This window comes from Mycolicibacterium sp. SMGY-1XX (assembly GCF_059132455.1).
This window is the reverse complement of record NZ_CP101139.1, coordinates 1,842,691-1,865,050: the sequence shown is the minus strand read 5'-3', so window position 1 is coordinate 1,865,050 and position 22,360 is coordinate 1,842,691. Positions and strand designations below refer to the sequence as shown.

General features: G+C 68.4%; 19 protein-coding genes and 1 riboswitch. Of the genes, 8 read left to right on the top strand and 11 right to left on the bottom strand.

Translation table 11 applies throughout. The features are described 5' to 3' along the window. Window positions 1-43 precede the first annotated feature (43 nt). Entirely contained in the window at window positions 44-1,267 is a 1,224-nt protein-coding gene (locus NL241_RS09170; RefSeq protein WP_494397349.1) for a D-alanyl-D-alanine carboxypeptidase family protein, read from the top strand. On the opposite strand, the gene yhjD is transcribed toward NL241_RS09170, so the two are convergent. From yhjD to NL241_RS09155, 3 genes are read right to left on the bottom strand one after another with little or no spacing between them, the layout of a single operon-like run. Further along, window positions 1,242-2,306 (bottom strand): inner membrane protein YhjD, encoded by a 1,065-nt coding sequence (gene yhjD / locus NL241_RS09165; RefSeq protein ID WP_487691091.1) that lies wholly within the window; start codon window positions 2,304-2,306, stop codon window positions 1,242-1,244. The genes NL241_RS09170 and yhjD overlap by 26 nt on opposite strands. 30 nt (window positions 2,307-2,336) lie before the next feature. Continuing rightward, window positions 2,337-3,359: a tryptophan--tRNA ligase gene (gene trpS, locus NL241_RS09160; RefSeq protein WP_487691089.1), complete on the bottom strand. Its 1,023-nt coding sequence runs from the start codon at window positions 3,357-3,359 to the stop codon at window positions 2,337-2,339. Between the two features lie 27 nt (window positions 3,360-3,386). Further along, window positions 3,387-4,187: an exodeoxyribonuclease III gene (locus tag NL241_RS09155; RefSeq protein WP_487691087.1), complete on the bottom strand. Its 801-nt coding sequence runs from the start codon at window positions 4,185-4,187 to the stop codon at window positions 3,387-3,389. Window positions 4,188-4,322: 135 nt separating this feature from the next. Between NL241_RS09155 and NL241_RS09150 the strand changes: the two genes are divergently transcribed. The 4 genes from NL241_RS09150 (at window position 4,323) to NL241_RS09135 (ending at window position 8,733) form a co-directional block, all read left to right on the top strand. Next, window positions 4,323-5,174, top strand: a complete 852-nt coding sequence (locus NL241_RS09150) for an epoxide hydrolase EphH (protein WP_487691085.1) — start codon at window positions 4,323-4,325, stop codon at window positions 5,172-5,174. A 174-nt stretch (window positions 5,175-5,348) separates the two neighbouring features. After that, a riboswitch (SAM riboswitch) is annotated at window positions 5,349-5,468 on the top strand. Between the two features lie 42 nt (window positions 5,469-5,510). After that, window positions 5,511-6,857 (top strand): bifunctional o-acetylhomoserine/o-acetylserine sulfhydrylase, encoded by a 1,347-nt coding sequence (locus tag NL241_RS09145; RefSeq protein WP_494397348.1) that lies wholly within the window; start codon window positions 5,511-5,513, stop codon window positions 6,855-6,857. A gap of 14 nt (window positions 6,858-6,871) precedes the next feature. Then, entirely contained in the window at window positions 6,872-7,993 is a 1,122-nt protein-coding gene (gene metX, locus NL241_RS09140) for a homoserine O-acetyltransferase MetX (RefSeq protein ID WP_487691083.1), read from the top strand. Beyond that, window positions 7,990-8,733, top strand: coding sequence for a class I SAM-dependent methyltransferase (locus NL241_RS09135; protein WP_487691081.1), 744 nt, complete (start codon window positions 7,990-7,992; stop codon window positions 8,731-8,733). The genes metX and NL241_RS09135 overlap by 4 nt, the downstream gene beginning before the upstream one ends. Before the next feature lie 266 nt (window positions 8,734-8,999). Here the strand turns inward: NL241_RS09135 and NL241_RS09130 are convergent, their stop codons facing one another. Together NL241_RS09130 and NL241_RS09125 are read right to left on the bottom strand one after the other, a co-directional pair. Then, window positions 9,000-9,269, bottom strand: coding sequence for a DUF3017 domain-containing protein (locus NL241_RS09130; protein WP_487691453.1), 270 nt, complete (start codon window positions 9,267-9,269; stop codon window positions 9,000-9,002). Window positions 9,270-9,277: 8 nt separating this feature from the next. Then, on the bottom strand, window positions 9,278-10,126 hold the full coding sequence (locus NL241_RS09125) for a bifunctional methylenetetrahydrofolate dehydrogenase/methenyltetrahydrofolate cyclohydrolase (protein WP_487691079.1): 849 nt from the start codon (window positions 10,124-10,126) through the stop codon (window positions 9,278-9,280). Window positions 10,127-10,191: 65 nt separating this feature from the next. On the opposite strand from NL241_RS09125, the gene NL241_RS09120 reads away from it, so the two are divergent. From NL241_RS09120 to NL241_RS09110, 3 genes are read left to right on the top strand one after another with little or no spacing between them, the layout of a single operon-like run. Further along, window positions 10,192-11,373, top strand: a complete 1,182-nt coding sequence (locus tag NL241_RS09120; RefSeq protein ID WP_494397347.1) for an NADH:flavin oxidoreductase — start codon at window positions 10,192-10,194, stop codon at window positions 11,371-11,373. Window positions 11,374-11,427: 54 nt separating this feature from the next. Next, the gene (locus tag NL241_RS09115) at window positions 11,428-12,807 is read left to right on the top strand and encodes a cytochrome P450 (protein ID WP_494397346.1); all 1,380 of its coding nucleotides are present in this window, start codon (window positions 11,428-11,430) and stop codon (window positions 12,805-12,807) included. A gap of 57 nt (window positions 12,808-12,864) precedes the next feature. Next, window positions 12,865-15,471 (top strand): FHA domain-containing protein, encoded by a 2,607-nt coding sequence (locus tag NL241_RS09110; RefSeq protein WP_494397345.1) that lies wholly within the window; start codon window positions 12,865-12,867, stop codon window positions 15,469-15,471. Window positions 15,472-15,739: 268 nt separating this feature from the next. On the opposite strand, the gene NL241_RS09105 is transcribed toward NL241_RS09110, so the two are convergent. Genes NL241_RS09105 through NL241_RS09080 form a run of 6 tightly spaced genes read right to left on the bottom strand, consistent with a single transcriptional unit; the run spans window position 15,740 to window position 22,149 of the window. Further along, window positions 15,740-17,509 carry a BamB-related PQQ repeat family beta-propellar protein gene (locus NL241_RS09105; protein WP_494397344.1) on the bottom strand — a complete coding sequence of 590 codons (1,770 nt, stop codon included), beginning with the start codon at window positions 17,507-17,509 and terminating at the stop codon, window positions 15,740-15,742. A gap of 36 nt (window positions 17,510-17,545) precedes the next feature. Continuing rightward, a complete protein-coding gene (locus NL241_RS09100; RefSeq protein ID WP_494397343.1) occupies window positions 17,546-18,103 on the bottom strand; it encodes a pentapeptide repeat-containing protein in 558 nt (185 codons plus the stop codon). After that, on the bottom strand, window positions 18,100-18,672 hold the full coding sequence (locus NL241_RS09095) for a GTP-binding protein (protein WP_487691072.1): 573 nt from the start codon (window positions 18,670-18,672) through the stop codon (window positions 18,100-18,102). The genes NL241_RS09100 and NL241_RS09095 overlap by 4 nt, the downstream gene beginning before the upstream one ends. Next, complete coding sequence (locus NL241_RS09090) at window positions 18,653-19,024, bottom strand: DUF742 domain-containing protein (protein ID WP_487691070.1); 372 nt, start codon at window positions 19,022-19,024, stop codon at window positions 18,653-18,655. The genes NL241_RS09095 and NL241_RS09090 overlap by 20 nt, the downstream gene beginning before the upstream one ends. Window positions 19,025-19,030: 6 nt before the next feature. Then, window positions 19,031-19,453, bottom strand: a complete 423-nt coding sequence (locus tag NL241_RS09085) for a roadblock/LC7 domain-containing protein (RefSeq protein ID WP_487691069.1) — start codon at window positions 19,451-19,453, stop codon at window positions 19,031-19,033. Further along, window positions 19,450-22,149: a sensor histidine kinase gene (locus NL241_RS09080; RefSeq protein ID WP_494398273.1), complete on the bottom strand. Its 2,700-nt coding sequence runs from the start codon at window positions 22,147-22,149 to the stop codon at window positions 19,450-19,452. The genes NL241_RS09085 and NL241_RS09080 overlap by 4 nt, the downstream gene beginning before the upstream one ends. Window positions 22,150-22,360 lie beyond the last annotated feature (211 nt).

Sequence of the window (22,360 nt, the reverse complement as noted above, 5' to 3'; positions counted from 1 at the left end):
GCCATCGCTCAAACCCGCCGCCCGTCGCCTAATCTCCAACTCGATGGGCACCACACGACCTCTGATCCGGCACGCCGCCGCATTGGCGGCGGCCCTGCTGATGCTGAGCAGCCCCGCACTCGCGCACGCCGAGCCGGCGCCGGACGCCTGCCCCTACCGCGTCACCACTCCCCCTGCGGTGGACGCCTCCGAAGTACCCAAGCCCGGCGACCCCACCCCGGCATCACTGGCGGTCCCCGCGAAGCCGGTGGGCGGCGACGCCCTCGGCGGCTGCGGCATCGTCGCCGCCCCCGACACTCCCCCGGTTCCCGGGGATGTCTCCGCGGAGGCCTGGCTGGTCGCCGACATGGACACCGGCGACGTGATCGCCGCGCGCGACCCGCACGGCCGCCACCGCCCCGCCAGCGTCATCAAAGTGTTGACCGCGCTGGCGTCGCTCCAGGAACTCAACCTCAACAAGCAGGTGCCCGGCACCCAGGACGACGCCAATGCCGAAGGCACCAAGGTGGGTGTGGGCCCCGGCGGCTTCTACACCGTCAACGACCTGCTGCACGGCCTGATGATGCACTCCGGCAACGACGCTGCGCACGCGCTGGCCATGCAGCTCGGCGGCTGGGACACCGCGCTGGGCAAGCTCAACACCCTGGCCAGCAAGCTCGGCGGCCGCGACACCCGGGCGGCCACCCCGTCGGGGCTGGACGGTCCCGGCATGAGCACCTCGGCCTACGACCTCGCGCTGTTCTACCGCTACGCCTGGCAGAACCAGACATTCACCGACATCGTGCGGACGCAGTCCTTCGATTTCCCGGGCCGGGACGGCAATCCGCCGTACGAGGTGGTCAACGACGTGAAGCTGCTCTACAACTACCCCGGCGCTCTGGGCGGCAAGACCGGCTACACCGACGATGCCGGGCAGACTTTCGTCGGCGGCGCCGAACGCGACGGCCGCCGCCTGATCGCGGTGCTGTTGAAGGGCACCCGCCAGCCGATCGCTCCGTGGGAACAGGCCGCCCGCCTGCTCGACTACGGCTTCAGCCTGCCGCAGGGCACCAAGGTGGGCGAGCTGGTGGATCCGGACCCGTCGCTGCTGCCCAAGGACAAGCCGACCGACGACATCGCCGCCGCGGCGGCCGCACAAGCTGCCACCATCATCCCGGCGGCCGACGCCGTACCGGTGCGGGTGGGCGTCGGCGTGGTCGGCACCGTCGTGGTCTTCGCTCTGATCATGGCGGCACGCGCCGTCAATCGCCGTTCTGGCCCCGCCTGAACCTCGAAAGCCCCAGCACGCCAACGGCTCCCGCCGCTACCGCGGCAACCGTCTGCAGCGGCCCGATACCGGGCCGCGTGATCACCCTGGTGTTGATGACGGCCGGCTCCGGTGGCGCCACGATGTCTTCCCGCAGGTTGTCTTTCGACGTGGCCGCCCATGCCGTGGCGAACAGCAGCAGCCTCGCGGTGATGTAGGCGAACACCATCAGACCGAGCACCGGACCGAACGTCGCACCGGCGGGTCCGGTGACCACGGACGCCAGATAGATCGACGCCACCTGCTTGAAGACCTCGAACCCCACAGCGGCGATCAGCCCGGCCCGGATACTGCTGCGAAAACTGATGGACTCCCGCGGCAACCGGGCGATCATCGAGGTGAACAACAGCCAGGACACCACCACCGACATCACCAGCGACGCTGCCTGCAGCGCCACCCCGAGCCCCGGCACGTCACGGATGCCGAAGAAGCCGAGGACGGTTCGCATCGTGCCGCCGCTGCTCAGCGCGGAGAGTGCGAAGGTCAGCAGGATCGCCGCGAACACCGACACCAACGCCAGCAGGTCGGAGATCTTGGTGCGGACGAAGCCGTCGGGCTCGTCGCGGAACCGCCCCCACATCTGGCTCAGGGCCTCGCGCAGATTGCCGATCCAGCTCAGCCCCGCCCACGCCGCGGTGGCCAGACCGATGACACCGACGGTGGTGCGCGACTCGATCGCGGAGTCCATCAGCGTGACGACCTGTTCGCCCATGTCGCCGGTGATCGTCGACCGGATCCAGGCCTCCACTTCGGCCATCAGGTCGGGCCGGCTGGCCAGGATGAAGCCGGTGATCGCAAAGCCGACCATCAGCAGCGGGAACAGGGCGAAGATGGTGAAGTAGGTGATCCCGGCGGCGTAGAAATCACCCTTGGAGTTGGTGTAGCGCTCCTGCGCCAGCATGACGTGGTCGAACCAGTGCCACCGCGCCCGATACCGGTCCAGGATCCCGGGTTTCTGGTCCTCGTCGGAGGCTTCTTTGTCGTCGGTCGGCGCCGTCATCTCTGCCTCCTGGGTAGACCACGGTCGTCGTCAGGGTCGTCGCGGAAGAAAACCTAGCTGGTCGTATACCCGTTGCAACGTCGTCGCAGACACTTCACGAGCGCGGTCGGCGCCGGCGGCCAGGATGGACTCCAGCTCGGATTGGTCGGCGAGCAGTTCGTCGACGCGCGTCTTGATGGGCGTGACGAACTCCACCACCGCTTCGGCGGTGTCTTTCTTCAGGTCGCCGTAGCCGCGGCCGTCGTAACCGGCCACCAACGCGTCGATGTCGGCCCCGGTGACCGCCGACTGGATGGTCAGCAGGTTCGACACCCCCGCCTTGGCCTCCCGATCGAACCGGATCTCGCGCTCACTGTCGGTGACCGCCGAACGAATCTTCTTGGCGGTCTTGGCCGGGTCGTCGAGCAGGCTGATCAGACCTGCGTCGGTGGCCGCCGACTTGCTCATCTTGGCGGTCGGGTCCTGCAGGTCGTAGATCTTGGCGGTCGCCTTGGGGATCATGGCCTCGGGCACCACGAAGGTGTCGGGGAATCGCGCATTGAACCGCTGCGCCACGTCCCGGGACAACTCGAGGTGCTGACGCTGATCCTCGCCCACCGGCACCAGATTGGTGTCGTACAGGAGGATGTCGGCGGCCATCAGCACCGGATAGGTGAACAACCCCACCGTGGTGGCGTCGGCCCCCTCCTTCTGCGACTTGTCCTTGAACTGCGTCATCCGCGAGGCTTGCCCGAAACCGGTGAAACATCCGAGCGCCCAAGCCAATTCGGTGTGCGCCGGTACGTGGCTCTGCACGAAGACGGTGGCGCGCGCAGGGTCGACACCCAGTGCCAGGTACTGCGCGGCGGTGGCCAGCGTGCGCTTGCGCAGCACCGCGGGATCCTGGGCGATGGTGATGGCATGCAGGTCGACGACGCAGAAGTAGGCGTCGTAACCCTCCTGCAGCGCCACCCATTGCTTGACCGCGCCCAGCGCGTTGCCGAGGTGCAGCGAATCGGATGTGGGTTGCGCGCCGGAGAACACGACCTGGCGCGCACTGCTGGAGTCACTCATGATGGGTCGATCTTGTCACGGCCGTGATCAGGAGTATTCGACGGTTACCGGGCAATGGTCAGACCAGCGCAGCGCGTAGGCCTCCGGCCGTTCCGTGGTGACGGTGGCGACGCGCGCGGCCAGCTTCTGGGTGGCCAACTGATAGTCGATGCGCCACCCCGCATCGTTGTCGAACGCCTTGCCGCGCCACGACCACCACGCGTACGGCCCCGCGACGCCGGGATGCGCCTGACGCACGACGTCCACCCAGCCGCTGTCGAGCAGTTCGGACAGCCACTGCCGCTCGCTCGGCAGGAACCCGGATTTCTTGACGTTTGCCTTCCAGGCCTTGATGTCGTTCTCGGTGTGGGCGATGTTCCAGTCGCCGCAGATCACGGCGTCGCGGCCGGTGCCGCTGAGCTCGGCCATGCGCTTGGCCAACGCCACCATGAATCGTTCCTTCTCCAGCTGCCGCGGCGTCTCGGCTTCACCGGTCTGGACGTAGACACTGGCGACGGTCAGGTCGTCGATGTCGACTTCCAGGTAGCGGCCGTGCTCGGCGAACTCGTCGACCCCGACGCCGATCCGCACGGCCTGGAACGGGTGGCGGCTCAGCACCGCCACGCCGTTACGGCCCTTCAGATGAGGTTCGGCAGACGCCAGGTGCCAGCAGTCGTCGAGCGCGGGCGCCAGGGCCTGGGCCAGCTGTTCGTCGTCAGCGCGGGTCTCCTGCAGGCACACCACATCGGCGGGGGTCTGGGCCAGCCAGGGCAGCAGGCCGAGGTTGTCGGCGGAGCGGTGCTTGACCGCGGCGCGGATGCCGTTGACGTTGATGGTGCTGACGATCACGGAGTGCGACCTTAGCCGGAGGACGAAGCGGGGCGAGGCACGAGCCCCGCTGAGGAGCCCGGCGCAACCCACACGAGCCGGAGGCGATACCGCCGGTATTGCGGTACCGCCGGTATCACCTTAATGTCGAACGACATGAATTCCCCCACCGTTGGGCGCCCCCCGATCCATCAGGGCACGGGCGAACCGATCCTGCTCCTGCACCCGTTCCTGTGCTCGCAGAATGTCTGGCGCACCGTCGCCGACCAGCTCTCCGATACCGGACGCTTCGAGGTGTTCGCCCCCACCATGGCGGGTCACCACGGCGGACCCACCGTGGGTTCGTGGATCATGGACACCGCGCTGCTGGTGGACCACGTGGAACAGCAGCTCGACGAACTCGGCTGGGACACAGCACATGTGGTGGGCAACTCGCTGGGCGGGTGGGTGGCTTTCGAACTCGAGCGACGGGGCCGCGCCCGCAGCCTCACCGCCATCGCCCCAGCCGGCGGCTGGACCCGCTACTCACCCACCAAGTTCGAGACCATCCTCAAGTTCCTGGCCGGCGGCCCCGCACTGCTGGCGGCCCGGCTGATCGGGCCACGGATCCTGAAGCTGCCTTTCACCCGCAGACTGGCGACCCTGCCGGTCAGCGGGCCGGCCGACGGGCCCAGCGAACCGGACCTGCTCGCCCTCGTCGAAGACGCCACCCATTGCCACGCCTACATCGCCTTGCTCATCAAGACGCTGACCGCGCCCGGACTGCTGGAACTGTCCGATATCCGCACCCCGGTGCAGCTGGTGCTGTGCGAGAAGGACCGGGTGTTTCCCACCCCACGCGGCAATCGCCACTTCACCGAGAACCTGCCGGCCGGGTCGACGATCCACCGGCTCGATGGCCTGGGGCACATCCCGATGCTGGAGGCACCGGGTGTGATCACCGAACTGATCACCGAGTTCGTCGACGCCAACACCACGTCGCTGCGGGAGGCGCCCCCGGCGGGCTGACCCGCGCTTTTCCGCCCACATATATGTGCCAGCCGACGCCTCACCGGCGTGTCGCAGAGTTCGGCACATATATGTCCGGCGGGGTGGGCGTTTTGAACGCCAGGACGTTGCGTTGGCAACGCCGAGCACTCACCCGCTGGCACCCGGCGACACCCGTGCGATACGCTGCCTACCGGTCATGAGCGCCAGCGACAAGCCCCGGCTTGCTGGCCGGCAACCCTCCAACCGCGGTGGGGTGCCCCGGGAGACGACCAGGTTGAGTAGCCGCTCGCGGCTACACGGCAAGCGCGGGTCCGGCATGGACGGGCCCCCAGAACTGATGGAGGCTCGACAGTCGTGACTGAACCCACCGATCCCACCCTGAACTGGTCGTTCGAAACCAAGCAGGTACACGCCGGGCAGAGCCCGGACGCCGCGACCAACGCGCGGGCCCTGCCGATCTACCAGACCACCTCGTACACCTTCCGCGACACCGACCACGCGGCGGCGCTGTTCGGCCTCGCCGAGCCGGGCAACATCTACACCCGGATCATGAATCCGACCACCGATGTGGTGGAGCAGCGCATCGCCGCACTCGAAGGCGGGGTCGCGGCCCTGTTCCTGTCCTCGGGCCAGGCCGCGGAGACGTTCGCGATTCTCAACCTCGCCAACGCCGGTGATCACATCGTGTCCAGCCCGCGCCTCTACGGCGGCACGTACAACCTGTTCCACTACACATTGCCCAAGTTGGGTATCGACGTCACCTTCGTGGAGGACCCTGACGATCTCGACTCGTGGCGCAAAGCCGTCGCACCGAACACCAAGGCATTCTTCGCCGAGACGATTTCCAATCCCCAGATCGACATCCTCGACACCCCCGGCGTCTCGGGAGTGGCTCACGAGCACGGCATCCCGCTGATCGTCGACAACACCATTGCCACCCCCTATCTGATCCAGCCGATCAGCCAGGGCGCCGACATCGTGGTGCACTCGGCCACGAAGTACCTCGGTGGGCACGGTTCGGCCATCGCCGGGGTGATCGTCGACGGCGGCAGATTCGATTGGACGCAGGGCCGCCATCCCGGCTTCACCACCCCCGACCCCAGCTACCACGGCGTGGTGTTCGCCGACCTCGGGGCGCCGGCGTTCGCGCTCAAGGCCCGGGTTCAGCTGCTGCGTGATCTCGGCTCGTCCGCGTCGCCGTTCAACGCGTTTCTGATCGCCCAGGGACTCGAGACGTTGAGCCTGCGCATCGAACGGCACGTCGCCAACGCCCAACGGGTCGCCGAGTTCCTCGAAGCCCGCGACGACGTGCTGAGCGTGAACTACGCCGGACTGCCGTCCTCGCCATGGCATGAACGGGCAAAGTCGTTGGCGCCGAAGGGAACAGGTGCGGTGTTGGCGTTCGAACTGGCCGGCGGCATCGAGGCCGGCAAGGCGTTCGTCAACGCACTGACGCTGCACAGCCACGTCGCCAACATCGGCGACGTCCGGTCACTGGTGATCCACCCGGCCTCGACCACCCACGCCCAGCTGACTCCCGAGGAGCAACTGACCACCGGTGTCACGCCGGGCCTGGTTCGGCTGGCGGTCGGCATCGAAGGGATCGACGACATCCTGGCCGATCTCGAGCAGGGTTTCGCCGCGGCGAAGGCGGTCGGCGACGGGCAGGTCGCCGATCCGAATGCCGTGGCGGCCTTTTGAGCGAGGAGTGTCCTGTGACGATCTCTCCTGAGTTGACCGCCACGCTTCCCGCCGAGGGAGAAGTCGGTGTCATCGACATCGGCCCACTCACGCTCGAAAGCGGCGCGGTACTCGACGATGTCAGCATTGCCGTCCAGCGCTGGGGCGAATTGTCCCCCGCCCGCGACAACGTGGTGATGGTGCTGCACGCGTTGACCGGCGACTCCCATGTCACCGGCCCGGCCGGCCCCGGCCATCCCACCCCGGGCTGGTGGGACGGTGTCGCCGGTCCCGGCGCCCCGATCGACACCGACCGCTGGTGCGCGATTTCCACCAACGTGCTCGGCGGGTGCCGCGGCTCGACCGGACCCAGTTCACTGGCTCGTGACGGCAAACCGTGGGGTTCCCGATTCCCGGTGATCTCGGTGCGCGACCAGGTCAACGCCGACGTCGCTGCGCTGGCCGCGCTCGGCATCACCGAGGTGGCGGCCGTGGTGGGCGGGTCGATGGGCGGCGCACGGGCGTTGGAATGGGCTGTCAGCCAACCGGATTCGGTGCGTGCCGCGTTGATCCTGGCCGTCGGCGCGCGGGCCACCGCCGACCAGATCGGCACCCAGTGCACCCAGGTGGCCGCCATCAAGGCCGACCCCCACTGGCAGGGCGGCGACTATCACGGCACCGGCCGCGCACCCGAGGCAGGACTGCAGATCGCGCGCCGCTTCGCGCACCTGACCTACCGCGGCGAAGTCGAGCTCGACACCCGGTTCGCCAACGATGCCCAGGGCGACGAGAACCCGCTCGACGGCGGCCGGTACGCGGTGCAGAGCTACCTGGAACACCAGGGCGGGAAGCTTTTGGCGCGATTCGATGCTGGAAGCTATGTGGTGTTGAGCGATGCGCTGTCCAACCATGACGTCGGCCGCGGCCGCGGTGGCGTGACCGCCGCGCTGCAGGCGTGCCCGGTGCCAACCGTGGTCGGGGGCATCACCTCCGACCGGCTGTATCCGCTGCGGCTGCAACAGGAGATCGCTGATCTGCTGCCGGGCTGCGACAAGCTGGAGGTGGTCGACTCCATCTACGGCCACGACGGTTTCCTGGTGGAGACCGAAGCGGTAGGCCAGTTGGTGCGACGGACGCTGGAGCTGGCCGCGCGGTGAGCAGGTCATCGAGCTCCTGGCAAGAGCTGTCGCTGTCGTTCGGCTCGGCGGCGGCCGCCTACGAGCGCGGCCGCCCGTCGTATCCACCCGAGGCCATCGACTGGCTGCTGCCGCCCGGCGCGCAGAAGGTCCTCGACCTGGGTGCCGGCACGGGCAAGCTCACCACCCGGCTGGTGGAGCGCGGGTTGGATGTCGTTGCTGTCGATCCACTGGCCGAGATGCTCGAAGTCCTCAGTGCCGCACTGCCGGACACCCCGGCGCTGCTCGGTACCGCCGAGGAGATCCCGCTGGCCGACAACAGCGTCGACGCGGTGCTGGTGGCCCAGGCCTGGCACTGGGTGGACCCCGAGCGCGCCATCCCCGAGGTGGCCCGCGTGCTGCGGCCCGGCGGACGGCTGGGGCTGGTGTGGAACACCCGCGATGAACGGCTGGGCTGGGTCAAGGACCTGGGCCGGATCATCGGCCACGAACGCGACCCGTTCAGCCAGGAAGTGACCCTGCCCGCGCCGTTCGCCGACATCGAGCGCCACCACGTGGAGTGGACGAATTACCTGACCCCGCAAGCGCTGATCGATCTGGTGGCCTCGCGCAGTTACTGCATCACCTCCCCCGACGAAGTGCGTACCCGCACGTTGGGTCAGGTGCGCGAACTGCTTGCCACACATCCCGCACTGGCCAGCTCCACCGGACTGGCGCTGCCGTATGTGACCGTCGGGATCAGGGCTTCCCTGTCTGGCTGAGCAGCCTCTGGCCGCGTCGAGTTCGCTGAGCAGCAGCCCGAATCCGTTGGCGCGGATACTGAGTCGAAGCGGTGGGCTGGGCTCGTGATCGTCGAGCCAGTGCCTGACCTCGGGTGCAGCCGGTGCGCCGAGTGCATTTCGATGTGCAGGCCCGGCAAGGTGTCCGGGAAGTTCTGACCCCCGGATGTCGCGCGTTCCAGTAATGCCCCCATGACGGCACTTTACGGACGCGTCGACACCGCGGCGTCGGGTCTGGCGCCGAAATGTCAGCTGGTGCCGAGCCGGTCGATGGTCCAGGCGATGTAGATGACGGCCGCCCCCACCGACGCGGTGGTGAGGAAATCGATGCCTTTGGTGCGGACAGCCAGCAGACCTGCACGGTCGTCGGGCAGCGCCAGTCGCAGCACCGCGGCGACGCCGACGGCGATGCCTAGCAGCAGCGCACCCCGGCGCCAGTAACCCGCGGCCACCAGGATGAACGCGGCCACGAAGATCAGCCCGACCGTCACGATCGGCCACTGAGTCCGCAGCCGCATCCGGAGGTTCACGCGAACTTCTCGGCTCTTTCCACCACGTTGGTGAGCAGGAACGCGCGGGTCAGTGGGCCCACCCCACCGGGATTCGGCGAGACATGGCCGGCGACCTCCCAGACGTCGGGGTGCACGTCCCCGGTGAGCTTGCCGTCCACCCGGCTCACCCCGACGTCGACGACGGCGGCGCCCGGCTTGACCATCTCGGCGGTCACCATGTGGGGCACCCCGACCGCGGCGATGATGATGTCGGCTTCGGCGGCCAGCTCCGGCAGATGACGAGTCGCGGTGTGGCACAACGTGACTGTGGCGTTCTCCGAACGGCGGGTGAGCAGCAGCCCCAGCGGCCGGCCCACGGTCACCCCGCGGCCGATGACCACCACCTGGGCGCCGGCGATCTCCACCTCGTAGCGGCGCAGCAGGTGCACGATGCCCCGCGGGGTGCACGGCAGCGGGGCGGGCTCGTTGAGCACCAGCCGGCCCAGGTTGGTGGGGTGCAGGCCGTCGGCGTCCTTGTCGGGGTCGACGCGCTCCAACGCAGCGTTCTCGTCCAGGTGCTTGGGCAGCGGCAACTGCACGATGTACCCGGTGCAGTCGGGATTGGCGTTGAGCTCGTCGATGGTCTCCTCGAGCGCCGCCTGGCTGATATCGGCGGGCAGGTCACGCCGGATCGAGGTGATGCCCACCTTGGCGCAGTCGGCATGTTTGCCGCGGACATACGCCTGGGATCCGGGATCGTCTCCCACCAGGATCGTCCCGAGTCCGGGGGTCCGCCCCTGAGCGGTCAGCGCCGAAACCCGTTCTTTGAGGTCGACGAAGATCTCGTCGCGCGTGGCCTTACCGTCCAGAACTTTTGCACCCACGCTGGACATTGTTCCATCCGCCGTTTCGTTGACACCGTCGGCAACGGCGTGTTGAGGTTCGAAGTATGAACACCAGCCCAGATGTGTTCAGTCCCGCGAAGCTGGGGCCGTTGACGCTGCGCAACCGCATCATCAAGGCCGCGACCTTCGAGGCGTCCACCCCCAACGCCCTGGTGACTGATGACCTGATCAACTACCACCGCAGACCCGCGGCCGGTGGTGTCGGCATGACCACCGTGGCGTACTGCGCCGTCGCCCCGGGCGGACGCACCGACGGCTGGCAGATCTGGATGCGTCCCGAAGCGGTGCCCGGTCTGCGGCGACTCACCGACGCCGTCCACGCCGAGGGCGCCTTGATCAGCGCGCAGATCGGCCACGCCGGACCGGTGGCAAATGCCCGCACCAACAAGGCGCAGGCCCTGGCCCCGGTGCGGTTCTTCAACCCGATGTCGATGCGCTTCGCCAAGAAAGCCACCCGAGATGACATCCGGGAGGTGACCGAAGCCCACGCCAACGCGGCCCGGCTGGCCATCGACTCCGGTTTCGACGCCGTCGAGATCCACCTGGGCCACAACTATCTGGCGAGCTCGTTTCTGAGTCCGTTGATCAACCGCCGTGACGACGAGTTCGGCGGGTCGCTGGAGAACCGCGCGAAAGTGGCGCGCGGCACCGTGCAGGCGGTGCGCCGCGCCGTCGGCGACCAGATCGCGGTGACCGCCAAGCTGAACATGGCCGACGGAGTGCGCGGCGGCATCAACACCGAAGAGTCACTGCAGACCGCGAAATGGCTGCAGGACGACGGTGGGCTCGACGCGATCGAGCTGACGGCAGGCAGCTCGCTGGTGAACCCGATGTACCTGTTCCGCGGCGACGCGCCGGTCAAGGAGTTCTCCCGGGCGTTCAAACCGCCGATGCGCTGGGGTGTGCGGATGATGGGCAAGAACTTCCTGCGCGAATACCCCTACCGCGAGGCCTATCTGTTGCGCGAGGCTCGGTTGTTCCGCGCCGAGCTGACCCTGCCGCTGATCCTGCTCGGCGGCATCACCAACCGGGAGACCATGGATCTGGCCATGGCGGAGGGCTTCGAGTTCGTCGCGATGGGCCGTGCGCTGCTGGCCGAACCGGACCTGATCAACCGTATTCAGGCCGACAGGGATGTGCGCTCGGCCTGCACGCACTGCAACCAGTGCATGCCGACCATCTACAGCCACACCCACTGCGTGCTGACCGGCGCCCCGGATCGCTGAGACCGCTCTCCCGGTGACTGTTTCGGCCAGTTCAGACCGGGTAGCTCAGCTGAGATGTCGTCCACTGAACACCCCACTTTGTCGGGAGCGCGGGCACTGGCCGCGCTGGCCGACTTGGCGTTGCCGTCGGTGGCCGCAGGCGCGGTCCTGCGCCGCAAACCGGTGGTGAAACTCCTCGAACGCACCCAGGCCGACCGGCGGGCGATCAAACGGCTACGTCAGCTGCGGCACCAATTCCATGGCGCGCCAGTTCTTTTGGACCTCAAACTACGCAAGATGCTGGTGGTCACCCACCCCGAGGACGTCGCCTTCGTCCTGAACCAGTCGCCGACGCCGTTCCACCCGGCCAACGTCGAAAAACGTAAGGCGCTGAGCCAGTTCCAGCCACACGGAGTGCTCATCTCGCCGCGACGGTTGAGGATCGAACGTCGGGCCGTCAACGAGGCCGCCCTCGACACCGCCGAACCCCTGCACCGGTTGGCGGCCGAGTTCGCGCGTGTCATCGACGAGGAAGCGCGCGACCTCACCGACCGCGCGCAGGCATCCGGCACGTTGAGCGCGGCGGACTTCGAGATCACGTGGTGGCGGATGGTGCGCCGGCTCACCCTGGGTGATCGCGCCCGCGATGACGAGGCCATCACCGACGATCTGCGTCGACTCCGCTCGGCGGCCAACTGGTCCTTCGCCGCGCGCCCGCACCGGCGCGTGCGCGAGCGGTTCTTCGCCGGGCTGCGTCACTACGCTGTCCACCCCGATCCGCGCAGCCTGATGGGTGCTCTGCTCGAGATCCCGGCCGACCCCGCTGTCGATGCTCTGGGGCAGGTGCCGCAGTGGCTGTTCGCCTTCGACGCCGCCAACATGGCCACCATCCGGGCGTTGGCGGCCTTGGCCACCCATCCGCGACAGCTCGGGCACGCACGGGCCGACTCGGGGCACCCGCACCTGCCGAAGCTGCGGCCCTACCTGCGGGGCTGCGTGTTGGAGTCGGTTCGGCTGTGGCCCACCACCCCGGTGCTGCTGCGTGACATCGCCGGCGACGCGCATTCCGAGGACATCGAATGGGGCGCGGCGTCAGGCCTCGTCCGCGTGCCGCGCGGCACCGGGGTGTTGATCACCGTTCCGGCCTTTCACCGCGACCGTGAGCTGCTGGCATTCGCCGACGACTTCGAACCCACCCTCTGGGTCGACGGCCGCGCTCAGCAATATCCGCAATTGGTTCCGTTCAGCGCCGGACCCGTGGAGTGCCCGGGGCGCAATCTGGTGCTGTTCAGCACCAGCACGATGCTCGCGCAACTGTTGTCCCGGCTGGAGCTGCGGCTGCTGGCCGACCACGGCTTGAACCCCGAGGCTCCCCTCCCGGCGACGCTCGATCAGTACGGCCTGCGCTTCGCCGTCCGGGCCCGGATCGCGATGGGGCCGGCACCGACGCGCTGACCGTGCCGCCGCGCGGCCACCCGCGTGGAATGAATCCCTACGGTTAGAGTTGACGCGATGTCTCGACCAGCCGCACCTGCACTGACCGTTCGGCATGACGGGTCTTCGCGCACTTTCGCCGCGGGCAATGATGTTGTTGTCGGCCGGGACTTGCGTGCTGACGTACGGATCGCCCACCCGTTGATCTCACGTGCGCACCTCGTGCTGCGCTTCGATCACGGTCGCTGGCTGGCGATCGACAACGGGTCGCTCAACGGCATGTTCGTCAACAACCGCCGCGTCGCCAACGTGGACCTGCGCGACGGGCTGGCGGTCAACATCGGCAACCCCGACGGACCCCGGCTGGAGTTCGAGGTGGGCCGGCACACCGGGTCGGTCGGCACCCCGCCGCAGACCGCAGCCGTGCCGGTGGCCCCCCGCCCAGGCACCGGAACCCATCCGTCGCAGCCGCAGTACCCGACCGGTGGCGGTTCCTGGGGAACCGCGGGCTCGCCGTCGGCGCCGATGTCGCGTCCGCACACCGGCTATCAGACACCGCCGCCGCACTACCCGACCGGGGCGCGTCCGCAGGCCCCCTACTCCCCGCCGAGTCAGTCCCAGCCGGCATCGCGTCCGCCCGCCTCGGGTGCGATGCCGACACAGATGGGGCCGACGGCCATTCCGCCGAAGTCCTCCGACGGCTCCAACCTGGCCACCAGCATGCTCAAGATCCTGCGGCCGGGCCGGGCTCCCGAGGTGCCCGCCGGCGGGATCAAGATCGGTCGCGCTACCGACAACGACATCGTCATCCCCGATGTACTGGCCTCGCGCCACCACGCCACCCTCGTCCCGGCCGCTAGTGGGGCGGGGACCGCGGAGATCCAAGACAACCGCAGCATCAACGGCACGTTCGTCAACGGCCAGCGGGTCGAGGCGGCCGTCCTGCGCGAGGGTGATGTGGTCACCATCGGCAACGTCGACCTGGTGTTCACCGGCGGCACCCTGGCGCGGCGGTCGGAGACCCAAGCCGCCACCCGCACGGGCGGGCTCGAGGTCCGCGGCCTGACATGGACCATCGAGGGCAACAAGACCCTGCTGAACAACATCTCCATCGACGCCCGCCCGGGCACGCTGACCGCGGTGATCGGGCCGTCGGGTGCCGGTAAGTCGACGTTCGCCAAACAGGTCGCCGGCCTCACCCACCCGACCGACGGCCGGGTGACCTTCGAAGGCCACGACATCCACGCCGAGTACGCCTCCCTGCGCTCCCGGATCGGCATGGTGCCCCAGGACGATGTGGTGCACGGACAGCTGACCGTCAAACAGGCGCTGATGTACGCCGCCGAGTTGCGGCTGCCGCCGGACACCACCAAAGAAGACCGCGAACGCGTCGTCATGCAGGTCCTCGAGGAACTCGAGATGACCAAGCACCTGGAGACACGCGTCGACAAGCTCTCCGGCGGTCAGCGCAAACGCGCCTCGGTGGCACTCGAGCTGCTGACCGGGCCGTCGCTGCTGATCCTCGACGAGCCCACCTCCGGCCTGGATCCCGCACTGGACCGCCAGGTCATGACGATGCTGCGCCAGCTGGCCGACGCCGGCCGCGTGGTGCTGGTGGTCACGCACTCGCTGACCTACCTCGATGTGTGCGATCAGGTGCTGCTGCTGGCACCGGGCGGCAAGACCGCGTTCTACGGACCGCCGAGCCAGATCGGGCCGCAGCTGGGCACCACCAACTGGGCCGACATCTTCTCCTCCGTCGCCGGTGATCCGGACGAATCGCACCAGCGGTTCCTGGCCCGCAGCGGTCCACCGCCGCAGGCCGAGGCCTCCGAAGCACCCGCCGACCTGGGTAAGCCGGCGAAAACCAGCGTGCGACGGCAGTTCTCGACCATCGCGCGCCGGCAGATGCGGCTGATCGTCTCCGACCGCGGCTACTTCATCTTCCTGGCGTTGCTGCCGTTCATCATGGGTGTGCTGTCGCTGTCGGTGCCGGGCACCGTCGGCTTCGGCGTGCCCGACCCCATGGGCGACGCTCCCAACGAACCCGGCCAGATCCTGGTGCTGCTCAACGTCGGCGCCATCTTCATGGGCACGGCGCTGACGGTGCGTGACCTGATCGGCGAACGCGCGATCTTCCGCCGTGAGCAGGCGGTGGGGCTGTCGACGACTGCCTACCTGCTGGCCAAGGTCTGTATCTACGCGGTGTTCGCGATCATCCAGTCCTCGATCGTCACCGCCATCACCATCCTCGGCAAGGGGTCGCCGACCCAGGGCGCCCTGACGTTCCTGAGTCCCACCGTCGAACTGTTCGTGGTCATGGGTGCGACGACCGTGACCGCCGCGATGGTGGGTCTGGCGCTGTCGGCGCTGGCGAAATCCAACGAGCAGATCATGCCGCTGCTGGTGGTGGCCGTGATGAGCCAGCTGGTGTTCTCCGGCGGCATGATCCCGGTGACCGACCGCCTGGTGCTCGATCAGCTGTCGTGGATCACCCCGGCCCGCTGGGGCTTCGCGGCCTCGGCCTCGACCGTCGACCTGATCCATCTGGTGCCCGGGCCGCTGACGCCCAAGGACTCACATTGGGAGCACACCGGCAACGCCTGGTGGTTCGACATGGGCATGCTCGGCGCGCTGTGCATCGCCTACCTCGGTTTCGTGCGCTGGAAGATCCGGCTCAAGTAGGTCGGCGGGCCCCTTCCCCAGCCCCCGCGACATATGTGTGGATCTCGACGCGACACGCCGCGCGAACGTCGCTGGGGACATATATGTGGCGGCCAGGGCCCCTGCCCCCGCCACATATGTGTGGATCTCGACGCGACACGCCGCGCGAACGTCGCTGGGGACATATATGTGCCGGCCAGGGCCCCAGCCCCCGCCACATATGTGTGGATCTCGACGCGACACGCCGCGCGAACGTCGCTGGGGACATATATGTGCGCGCGGCCAGACCTCAGCGGTAGCCGTCGAGGTAGACGCCGTCGCGGGCAGTGCGCAGTGCGAGCAGAACGCCGGGTGCCGCGCCGATTCCTCGAAGCGTCCCCCACTGCTGCTCGATGCCCGCGCGCGGTGCGCAGGTCTGGCGATCGAACGCCTGCAGGATCTGCACAGAACTGTCCGGAGTCGGCCAGGCCGTAATCGGGAGGACGAACTCGTCGGCCAGCCAGGCGACCGCGGTCTCGGTGTGCGGCATGGCAGGTGCGGTCAGCGGCGCCGCACAACGCTGAACGCCATCGGCGCCGACGACAGCGATGTGCGGAGCGTCGTGATACAGCGCGGCGAGGATCTCGGCGGCGGGGGCTGCGCTTGGAACCACGTCGACGGGTTTCAGTGTGCTGTCCACCAGCTCACCCGCGGCGGTGAAGTAACCGTCATGCTCGCCGGATCCGCCCCGGATGGAGAACACCGCCCCGTCGTCACCGGCCGGGGTGAGCACGACCTCGACGTAGCTCCGGCCGGGATCGGGTAGTTGATCTGACACCACCGGCACCGTCGTCACCACCTCACCGGTGGCCGGATCGACCGTTGATGCCGTGACCGACAGCAAGCCGCCCGACTGGCATTGGGTGAACAACAAGATGGCCGTGGCACCCTCCACCACCTGGCTGCCGAAGTAGTCGCCTTGGCAGGGTTTCGGAACGGGGATGCGCCACAGCTGTGCGCCGGTGCGGGAATCGAACGCGGCCCAACCGTCATCCCAGCGCGCGACCAGCTCACGAACCGGCCAGGACCAGTCCGCCAGCCCCATGTTCGAGTTTCCACGAGTGCCGAACGCCGCCAGACGCAAGGGATCGCCGCTCGTCCACAGCTGCTCGCCGGTCATCGCATCGAGAGCGACAAGCGACGACGCCTCGTAGCGGCCCATGCGACCACTGCTGCGAACGATGATGATGCGTCCGTCGTCGTACACGTTGGTCTCGACCACACGGCTGTCACCCGGCCCGGTGCGTCGGTAGTGCCACCGTGGCGCGCCGGAGGAGTCGTAGGCCGTCAGCGTGCCGTCGTCGAGCACGACGAACCCGGGACCGGCTGCGGCGACGCCGATGCCGGAGCCGTCCGGATGACTGTCGAACTCGCCTCCATCGGACAACTTCAGCGAGAACACCCGATCACCCAGCGTGGCGGGCACTGCCGGAACGGGCACTTCACCGGCGTGCGGGGCGTCGACGAATCTGCTGTCGTCGCCGGCGCGCACGGCTGCCCACACGGCCGCTCCCGAGCCGACGGCGGCGAACGACAGCACGAGGACAGCCGACAGCGACAGCAGGCGTCGGCGCGGTGGTAACGGGATCAGACCGAACAACCCGACTGCGCTGCCGACCGCAGCCAGCAGCCAGGCCGTCAGCGCCGCCGGCAACTGCTGGCTGCGAACAGAATCCGGCAGCACCGTGCGCAGCGTCGTGAGGACATCACCGACGTTGGTCAGGAAGTAAATGGCAGCGGCGGCGGCCACGAGCGCCGCGGCCACGGTCACCATGAGCCAACGCGTCAACCGGGCCCCCACGAGAAGAACCAACAACAGCGCGCCCACCCCCACCGCGATCCAGGCGGCAGGCACGGGATCGACATACTCGGGTAGTTCGCTGACCTCGGCGGGGATATCCGATCGGCTGGCGGCCGTCAGGCTGAAGACACCGAGACCGACCGCACACACCAACACCACTGCGGCAACCAGCGCGAAGCCCTGCGCGATCCGCCACCACAGCCCCCGACCCTGCACCATCAGTGCATTACAGCGGGCCAGCCCTGAACGAGCAATTCACTCCCCGTGCACGTCGAGCCCGTGGGCAGCGGCGAAGGCCAGCGCCTGCGGCAGGTCGATCCGCGCACCGCTCAGCGACGCCAGTGTCCACAGATCGGGATCCACCCGCGCGCCCCGCAGATCCGCGGAGTCCAGCCGCGCTCCCCTGACCCGCGCGCCCGTCAGATCTGCCCCGCGCAGCACCGCCTTGCGCAGATCGGTCTCCACCAGCCCCGCTTCGCGCAACCGGCAGCCGGCCAGGTTGGCCCCGCGCAGATCGGCGCCGGCCAGCACCGCCAGGGTGAAGTCGACTTCGTCGAAGACGATGGGCCGCAGGCGGCAGTCGGTGAACACCGACCCCATCAGACTGCAGTTCCGAAACGCGCTGTGCCACAGCGAGCTGCGAGTGAACCGGCAGTTGCGAAACGCCGAACCCTGATGCTCGGACTCGGCGAGGTTCACGCCACTGAAGTCGCAATCGTCGAACACCACCCGGTCGGTACGCAACCCCACCAGGTCGTCGTCACGAAAGTCGTGGCCGACGAATTCACGGTCGGCCCACACGGTCTCCGTCACGCTGACAGCGACTCCAGCGCGTACTCGCTGACGGCAATGAGGGCGTCCTTGGCGGAGTCACGGTTGCGCGCGTCGACGGTGATCACCGGGATCCGATCCGCCAACGCCAACGCGGCGCGCACCTCGTCCACGGCGAACCGCTGCGCCCCGTCGAACTCGTTGACGGCCACCAGGAACGGGATCTTGCGGTCCTCGAAGAAGTCGACGGCGGCGAAGCTGTCCTCCAGCCGGCGGGTGTCGACCAGCACGATCGCGCCGATCGCGCCGTGCACGAGGTCGTCCCACATGAACCAGAAACGGCGCTGCCCGGGTGTACCGAACAGGTACAGCACCAGGTCGTCGCCCAGGGTGATGCGACCGAAATCCATCGCGACGGTGGTGGTGGACTTGGCCGGGGTGGGTTCGAGCTCGTCGACGCCGGCGGACACATTGGTCACCATCGCCTCGGTACGCAACGGCATGATCTCCGAGACGGCGCCCACGAAGGTGGTCTTGCCGACCCCGAAACCACCGGCGATGACGATCTTGGTGGAGGCGGCATCGCGTCTCTCAGAGTGCCCTGAGCCCACGGAGCGTCCTTCCTATGAGTTCACGACGATCGTCGGTGGTCGAGCTGTCGGTCAGCGTGGTGTGCACTTGAAGGTAACCCGAGGTGACCAGATCACCGACGAGGACACGGGCGACACCAAGTGGAACATCCAGCCGCGCCGAGATCTCGGCCACCGATGGGCTCTTGATGCAGAGCTGGATGATCCTGCCGCGCAGATCGTTGGGCGGCCAGCGGTGGAACAGCGCGGACTGCACCGTCTGGATGGGCGCCGCCAGGGGCAGGTCGACCGCGCTCTCGGTGCGGCCCGCGGTCAGCGTGTAGGGCCGGACGAGGTTGGCCTCACGGTACGGGTTCGGATCCGGCGGGTGCATCGCGGCTCACGAGGTCTGAGGTGCCCGGCGGCGGGTGGAGGAGACCACGCCGCCGACGCGTTCGGCCAGCACCGCCATCTCGTAGCCCACCTGTCCGATATCGCAGGACTTCGACGCCAGGGTGGCGAGTTGGCTACCGTCGCCCACCTGCATGATCAGCACGTAGCCGTGGTCCATCTCCACCACCGATTGCAGCACCCGCCCACCGTCGAACAGCTGCGCGGCGCCGGCGGACAAACTCGCCAGCCCGGACGTGACGGCGGCCAGCTGGTCGGCCCGCTCAGGCGGCAGGTGTGCGCTGGAGGCGATCAGCAGGCCGTCCACCGAGACCAGAACGGCGTGTGCGACACCGGGGATGTCCCTGGCGAATTTCGACACCAGCCAGTCGAGCGGATTCTCCTGTTGGGCCGCACCCGGAGCGGAACTCATTCGTGATCGTGCCCTTCGGTCGAGTTGCTGTGGGCGGCTGAACGGCCTGCGTGGACACCGGAGAAGTGACTGCCGAGCGCGGAGCGGATCGCGTCGGGATCCCGGGCCTCGGCGGGTTCGCGCTGTTCGGCCGCACCGTTGGCCGGAATCGAGGCCGCGCCGCCGGGGACCAGCCGGGCACCCGGCCGGCGCACCGGCAATCCGTGGTCGGTGTGCGATTCCACCGGCACGTTCTCGACTTCGGCCGCTGCCGCCCAACCGTTGTCCCACACCGATTTCCAATCCTGCGGTGTGGCCAGCTGCTGCAGGTCCTGCGGGTCCACCAGCCACTCCGACATCATGTTCTGGTAGATGAGGTCCACATCGGAGCTCGTGGCTTTCGGCTCGGATTCCGGTTGCTCGTCGGACACCACCGGTGGCTCTGGTTCCGGGATGTCCCGGTGCTCCTGGGCCTCCCACTCCGCCCGCCGCCGTGAGGCGAAGAACCCGGACGTGTCCGCGGGCGCCTGCCCAGTGGGAATCTCGTCGTCCTGTGCAGTGCCGGACCACCACGTCTGCTGCTCACCAGGGGGCGTCGCCTCGGCGGGCGTACCGGTGATCCCGCTGGAACCGGGCGTGCGACGCGGCAGCGGAGTCACCGAGGCCGGGGCGTCCTGGACGGCAGCGGGGTCCACCCGTGGGGTGTGCGAACCGGGCCCGACGGGGTCCTGGAACAGCGAGCGCTCGACGGGCGGCTCCGGCTGCACGACCGCCGGGGCCGGTTCGGGCTGGGTGAACGCCGCGTTGTTCTGGAGCAGTTCGGGCGGAAGGTAGAGCTGGGCGGTGGTTCCGGTCTTCGTGCCGTTGCCACTGACCAGCAGTCGCACCGTCATACCGTGTTGGCGGGCCAACCGGCCCACCACGAACAGGCCCATGTGCCGGGTGCTGTCGGGGCTGACTTCCCCGCCGGCACCCAGGCGCATGTTGGCGATGCGCAGGTCGCCGTCGGTCATCCCGAGACCCGCATCGTCGACGTCGACCAGTACGCCGCCGTTGCTGGTGTGTACCGCCGTCACCCGGACCTGTTCGGTGGGCGGTGAGTAGCGCAGCGCATTGTCGATCAGCTCGGCGAGCAGGTGCACCGCATCACCGGAGACGGGGCCCAGCACCGCACAGTCCGGCACCATTCCGGTGTCCACCCGCTGGTACTCCTCCACCTCGGAGACCGCGGCGTTGATCAGCGACACCAGGGGAAGCGCCTCGCTGTGCTCGCGGGTCACCTGCGCGCCGGCGAGCACCAGCAGGTTGGCGCCGTTGCGGCGCAACCGGGTTGCCAGATGGTCGAGCCGGAACAAACTGTCGAGGCGGTCAGCGTCCTCTTCGTTGCGCTCGAGCTGGTCGATGAGCGACAACTGTTGATCCACAAGCGATTTGTTGCGCCGCGACATGGTCTCGAACATGTCGTTGACCGTCACCCGCAGCCGCGCTTCGTCACCCGCCAGCAGCAGCGCCTGCGTGTGCAGTTCATCGACCGCGTGGGCCACCTGCCCGATCTCTTCGGTGGTGTGGATGGGCAGCGGGTCCGGTTCGCGTTCGTCGCCGGCTTTGACGCGGTCGATTTCACGCAGCAGATCCTCGTGGGCGATCTTCAGTGCGCCGTCGCGCAGCCTGCGCAGCGGCCGGGTCAACGACCGGGCCACCACGACGACGATGCCGAGCACCAGCAGGATGGTCACCAGGACCACCGCGGCGTCCCGGATGGCGTCGCTGCGTGCGTCGGCGGCCTCGGCCCGCACCGTGGTGGTGATGCTCTCGGTGGTGTCGGTGATGAGCCGCTGTGCGATGTCGTCGGTGGTCTGAATCGATTGCAGCAGATCAGGATTGCCGATCAGCGGAATGCCTGGATTGGACAGCACCTCGAGCCGCTGCACCATCTGCGAGCGCAGGCTCGACGCGTCGTCGGAGGCGCCGCCGAGCAACTCGGCCATGCCGCGGACGGTGGACGGTTCGGTGCCGGCGAGCGCCACCATCGACGAACGCAACTCCGGTTCGGGCAACGCCGCACCGCCGTCGACGAGCATGCGCTGCATCGCCATCTGGCCGCGGGCACCGACGGCGCTCGCCAGGCCTTCGGCCTGCACGCGGACGTTCTCGTCGGCCACCCGGACCGATCCGGTGATGGCCGTTTCGGCGGTCAGCAGCAGCGGCGAGAACGTGGTGACCTGTTCGCGCAGAGTCGCATTCCCGGCGTCGACCCGGTCCAGTAGCTCGCGCCCCAGCGTCAGCAGGTTGGTCGCGGCCAACCGCACATCGGAAGCCGGCGCGACGGTGTCCGTGCGCTGCTGCAGTTCGGCACTGGCAGCGTCGTATTCGGCATCCGCCCCGCCGACGTCGCCGCTGGACGCGTTGGCCACGAGCGCGTTCTGCAGCGCCGCCATGTAGTCGTTGACCGCCGGCACCAGGTCGGCGCGCTCGGCGGCCACTTTCAGGTCGCGGGCCTCGGAGATGCTGGCGGATACCCGCACGCCGCCGAACACCCCGGCCAGCAACAGCGGGACCAGCGCGATGGCGGCCACCTTCCAGCGCACGGGCCAGTTGCTCAGCGACCAGCGCGGCGGCTTGCTGATCGGTGCGGCGGCCGGCGGTATCAACGCGGGTTCGGGATAGGCGCCCGGCTGTCCGGCACCTGCCCCAGCGCCGGCGGGCCGATCGAACATCGTCACCGCGACGTGTCCGTCTCCCGCGCCGCGCGAGCATTCGCGCCGCTGCCTGGTGGTGCTTCGGCCTCGTTCATAGGACTTCCTGCTGATTCGACCCGCGGCGAGAGTGTCGTGGGCGCAATTCGCGTGGCAATTCGAGCAGTATGACAGCACCCGGAAAGGTGCTCCACAGTTCTCACTGAACAGGCGGAGTCATTAGGTGCACTGA

What these genes read in the sequence shown, in the direction of transcription:
- NL241_RS09170 (WP_494397349.1), top strand. Translation starts at nt 44, where the DNA reads ATGGGCACCACACGACCTCTGATCCGGCACGCCGCCGCATTGGCGGCG.
- yhjD (WP_487691091.1), bottom strand. Translation starts at nt 2,306, where the DNA reads ATGACGGCGCCGACCGACGACAAAGAAGCCTCCGACGAGGACCAGAAA.
- trpS (WP_487691089.1), bottom strand. Translation starts at nt 3,359, where the DNA reads ATGAGTGACTCCAGCAGTGCGCGCCAGGTCGTGTTCTCCGGCGCGCAA.
- NL241_RS09150 (WP_487691085.1), top strand. Translation starts at nt 4,323, where the DNA reads ATGAATTCCCCCACCGTTGGGCGCCCCCCGATCCATCAGGGCACGGGC.
- NL241_RS09130 (WP_487691453.1), bottom strand. Translation starts at nt 9,269, where the DNA reads ATGCGGCTGCGGACTCAGTGGCCGATCGTGACGGTCGGGCTGATCTTC.
- NL241_RS09120 (WP_494397347.1), top strand. Translation starts at nt 10,192, where the DNA reads ATGAACACCAGCCCAGATGTGTTCAGTCCCGCGAAGCTGGGGCCGTTG.
- NL241_RS09115 (WP_494397346.1), top strand. Translation starts at nt 11,428, where the DNA reads ATGTCGTCCACTGAACACCCCACTTTGTCGGGAGCGCGGGCACTGGCC.
- NL241_RS09110 (WP_494397345.1), top strand. Translation starts at nt 12,865, where the DNA reads ATGTCTCGACCAGCCGCACCTGCACTGACCGTTCGGCATGACGGGTCT.
- NL241_RS09105 (WP_494397344.1), bottom strand. Translation starts at nt 17,509, where the DNA reads ATGGTGCAGGGTCGGGGGCTGTGGTGGCGGATCGCGCAGGGCTTCGCG.
- NL241_RS09090 (WP_487691070.1), bottom strand. Translation starts at nt 19,024, where the DNA reads ATGCACCCGCCGGATCCGAACCCGTACCGTGAGGCCAACCTCGTCCGG.
- NL241_RS09085 (WP_487691069.1), bottom strand. Translation starts at nt 19,453, where the DNA reads ATGAGTTCCGCTCCGGGTGCGGCCCAACAGGAGAATCCGCTCGACTGG.
- NL241_RS09080 (WP_494398273.1), bottom strand. Translation starts at nt 22,149, where the DNA reads ATGTTCGATCGGCCCGCCGGCGCTGGGGCAGGTGCCGGACAGCCGGGC.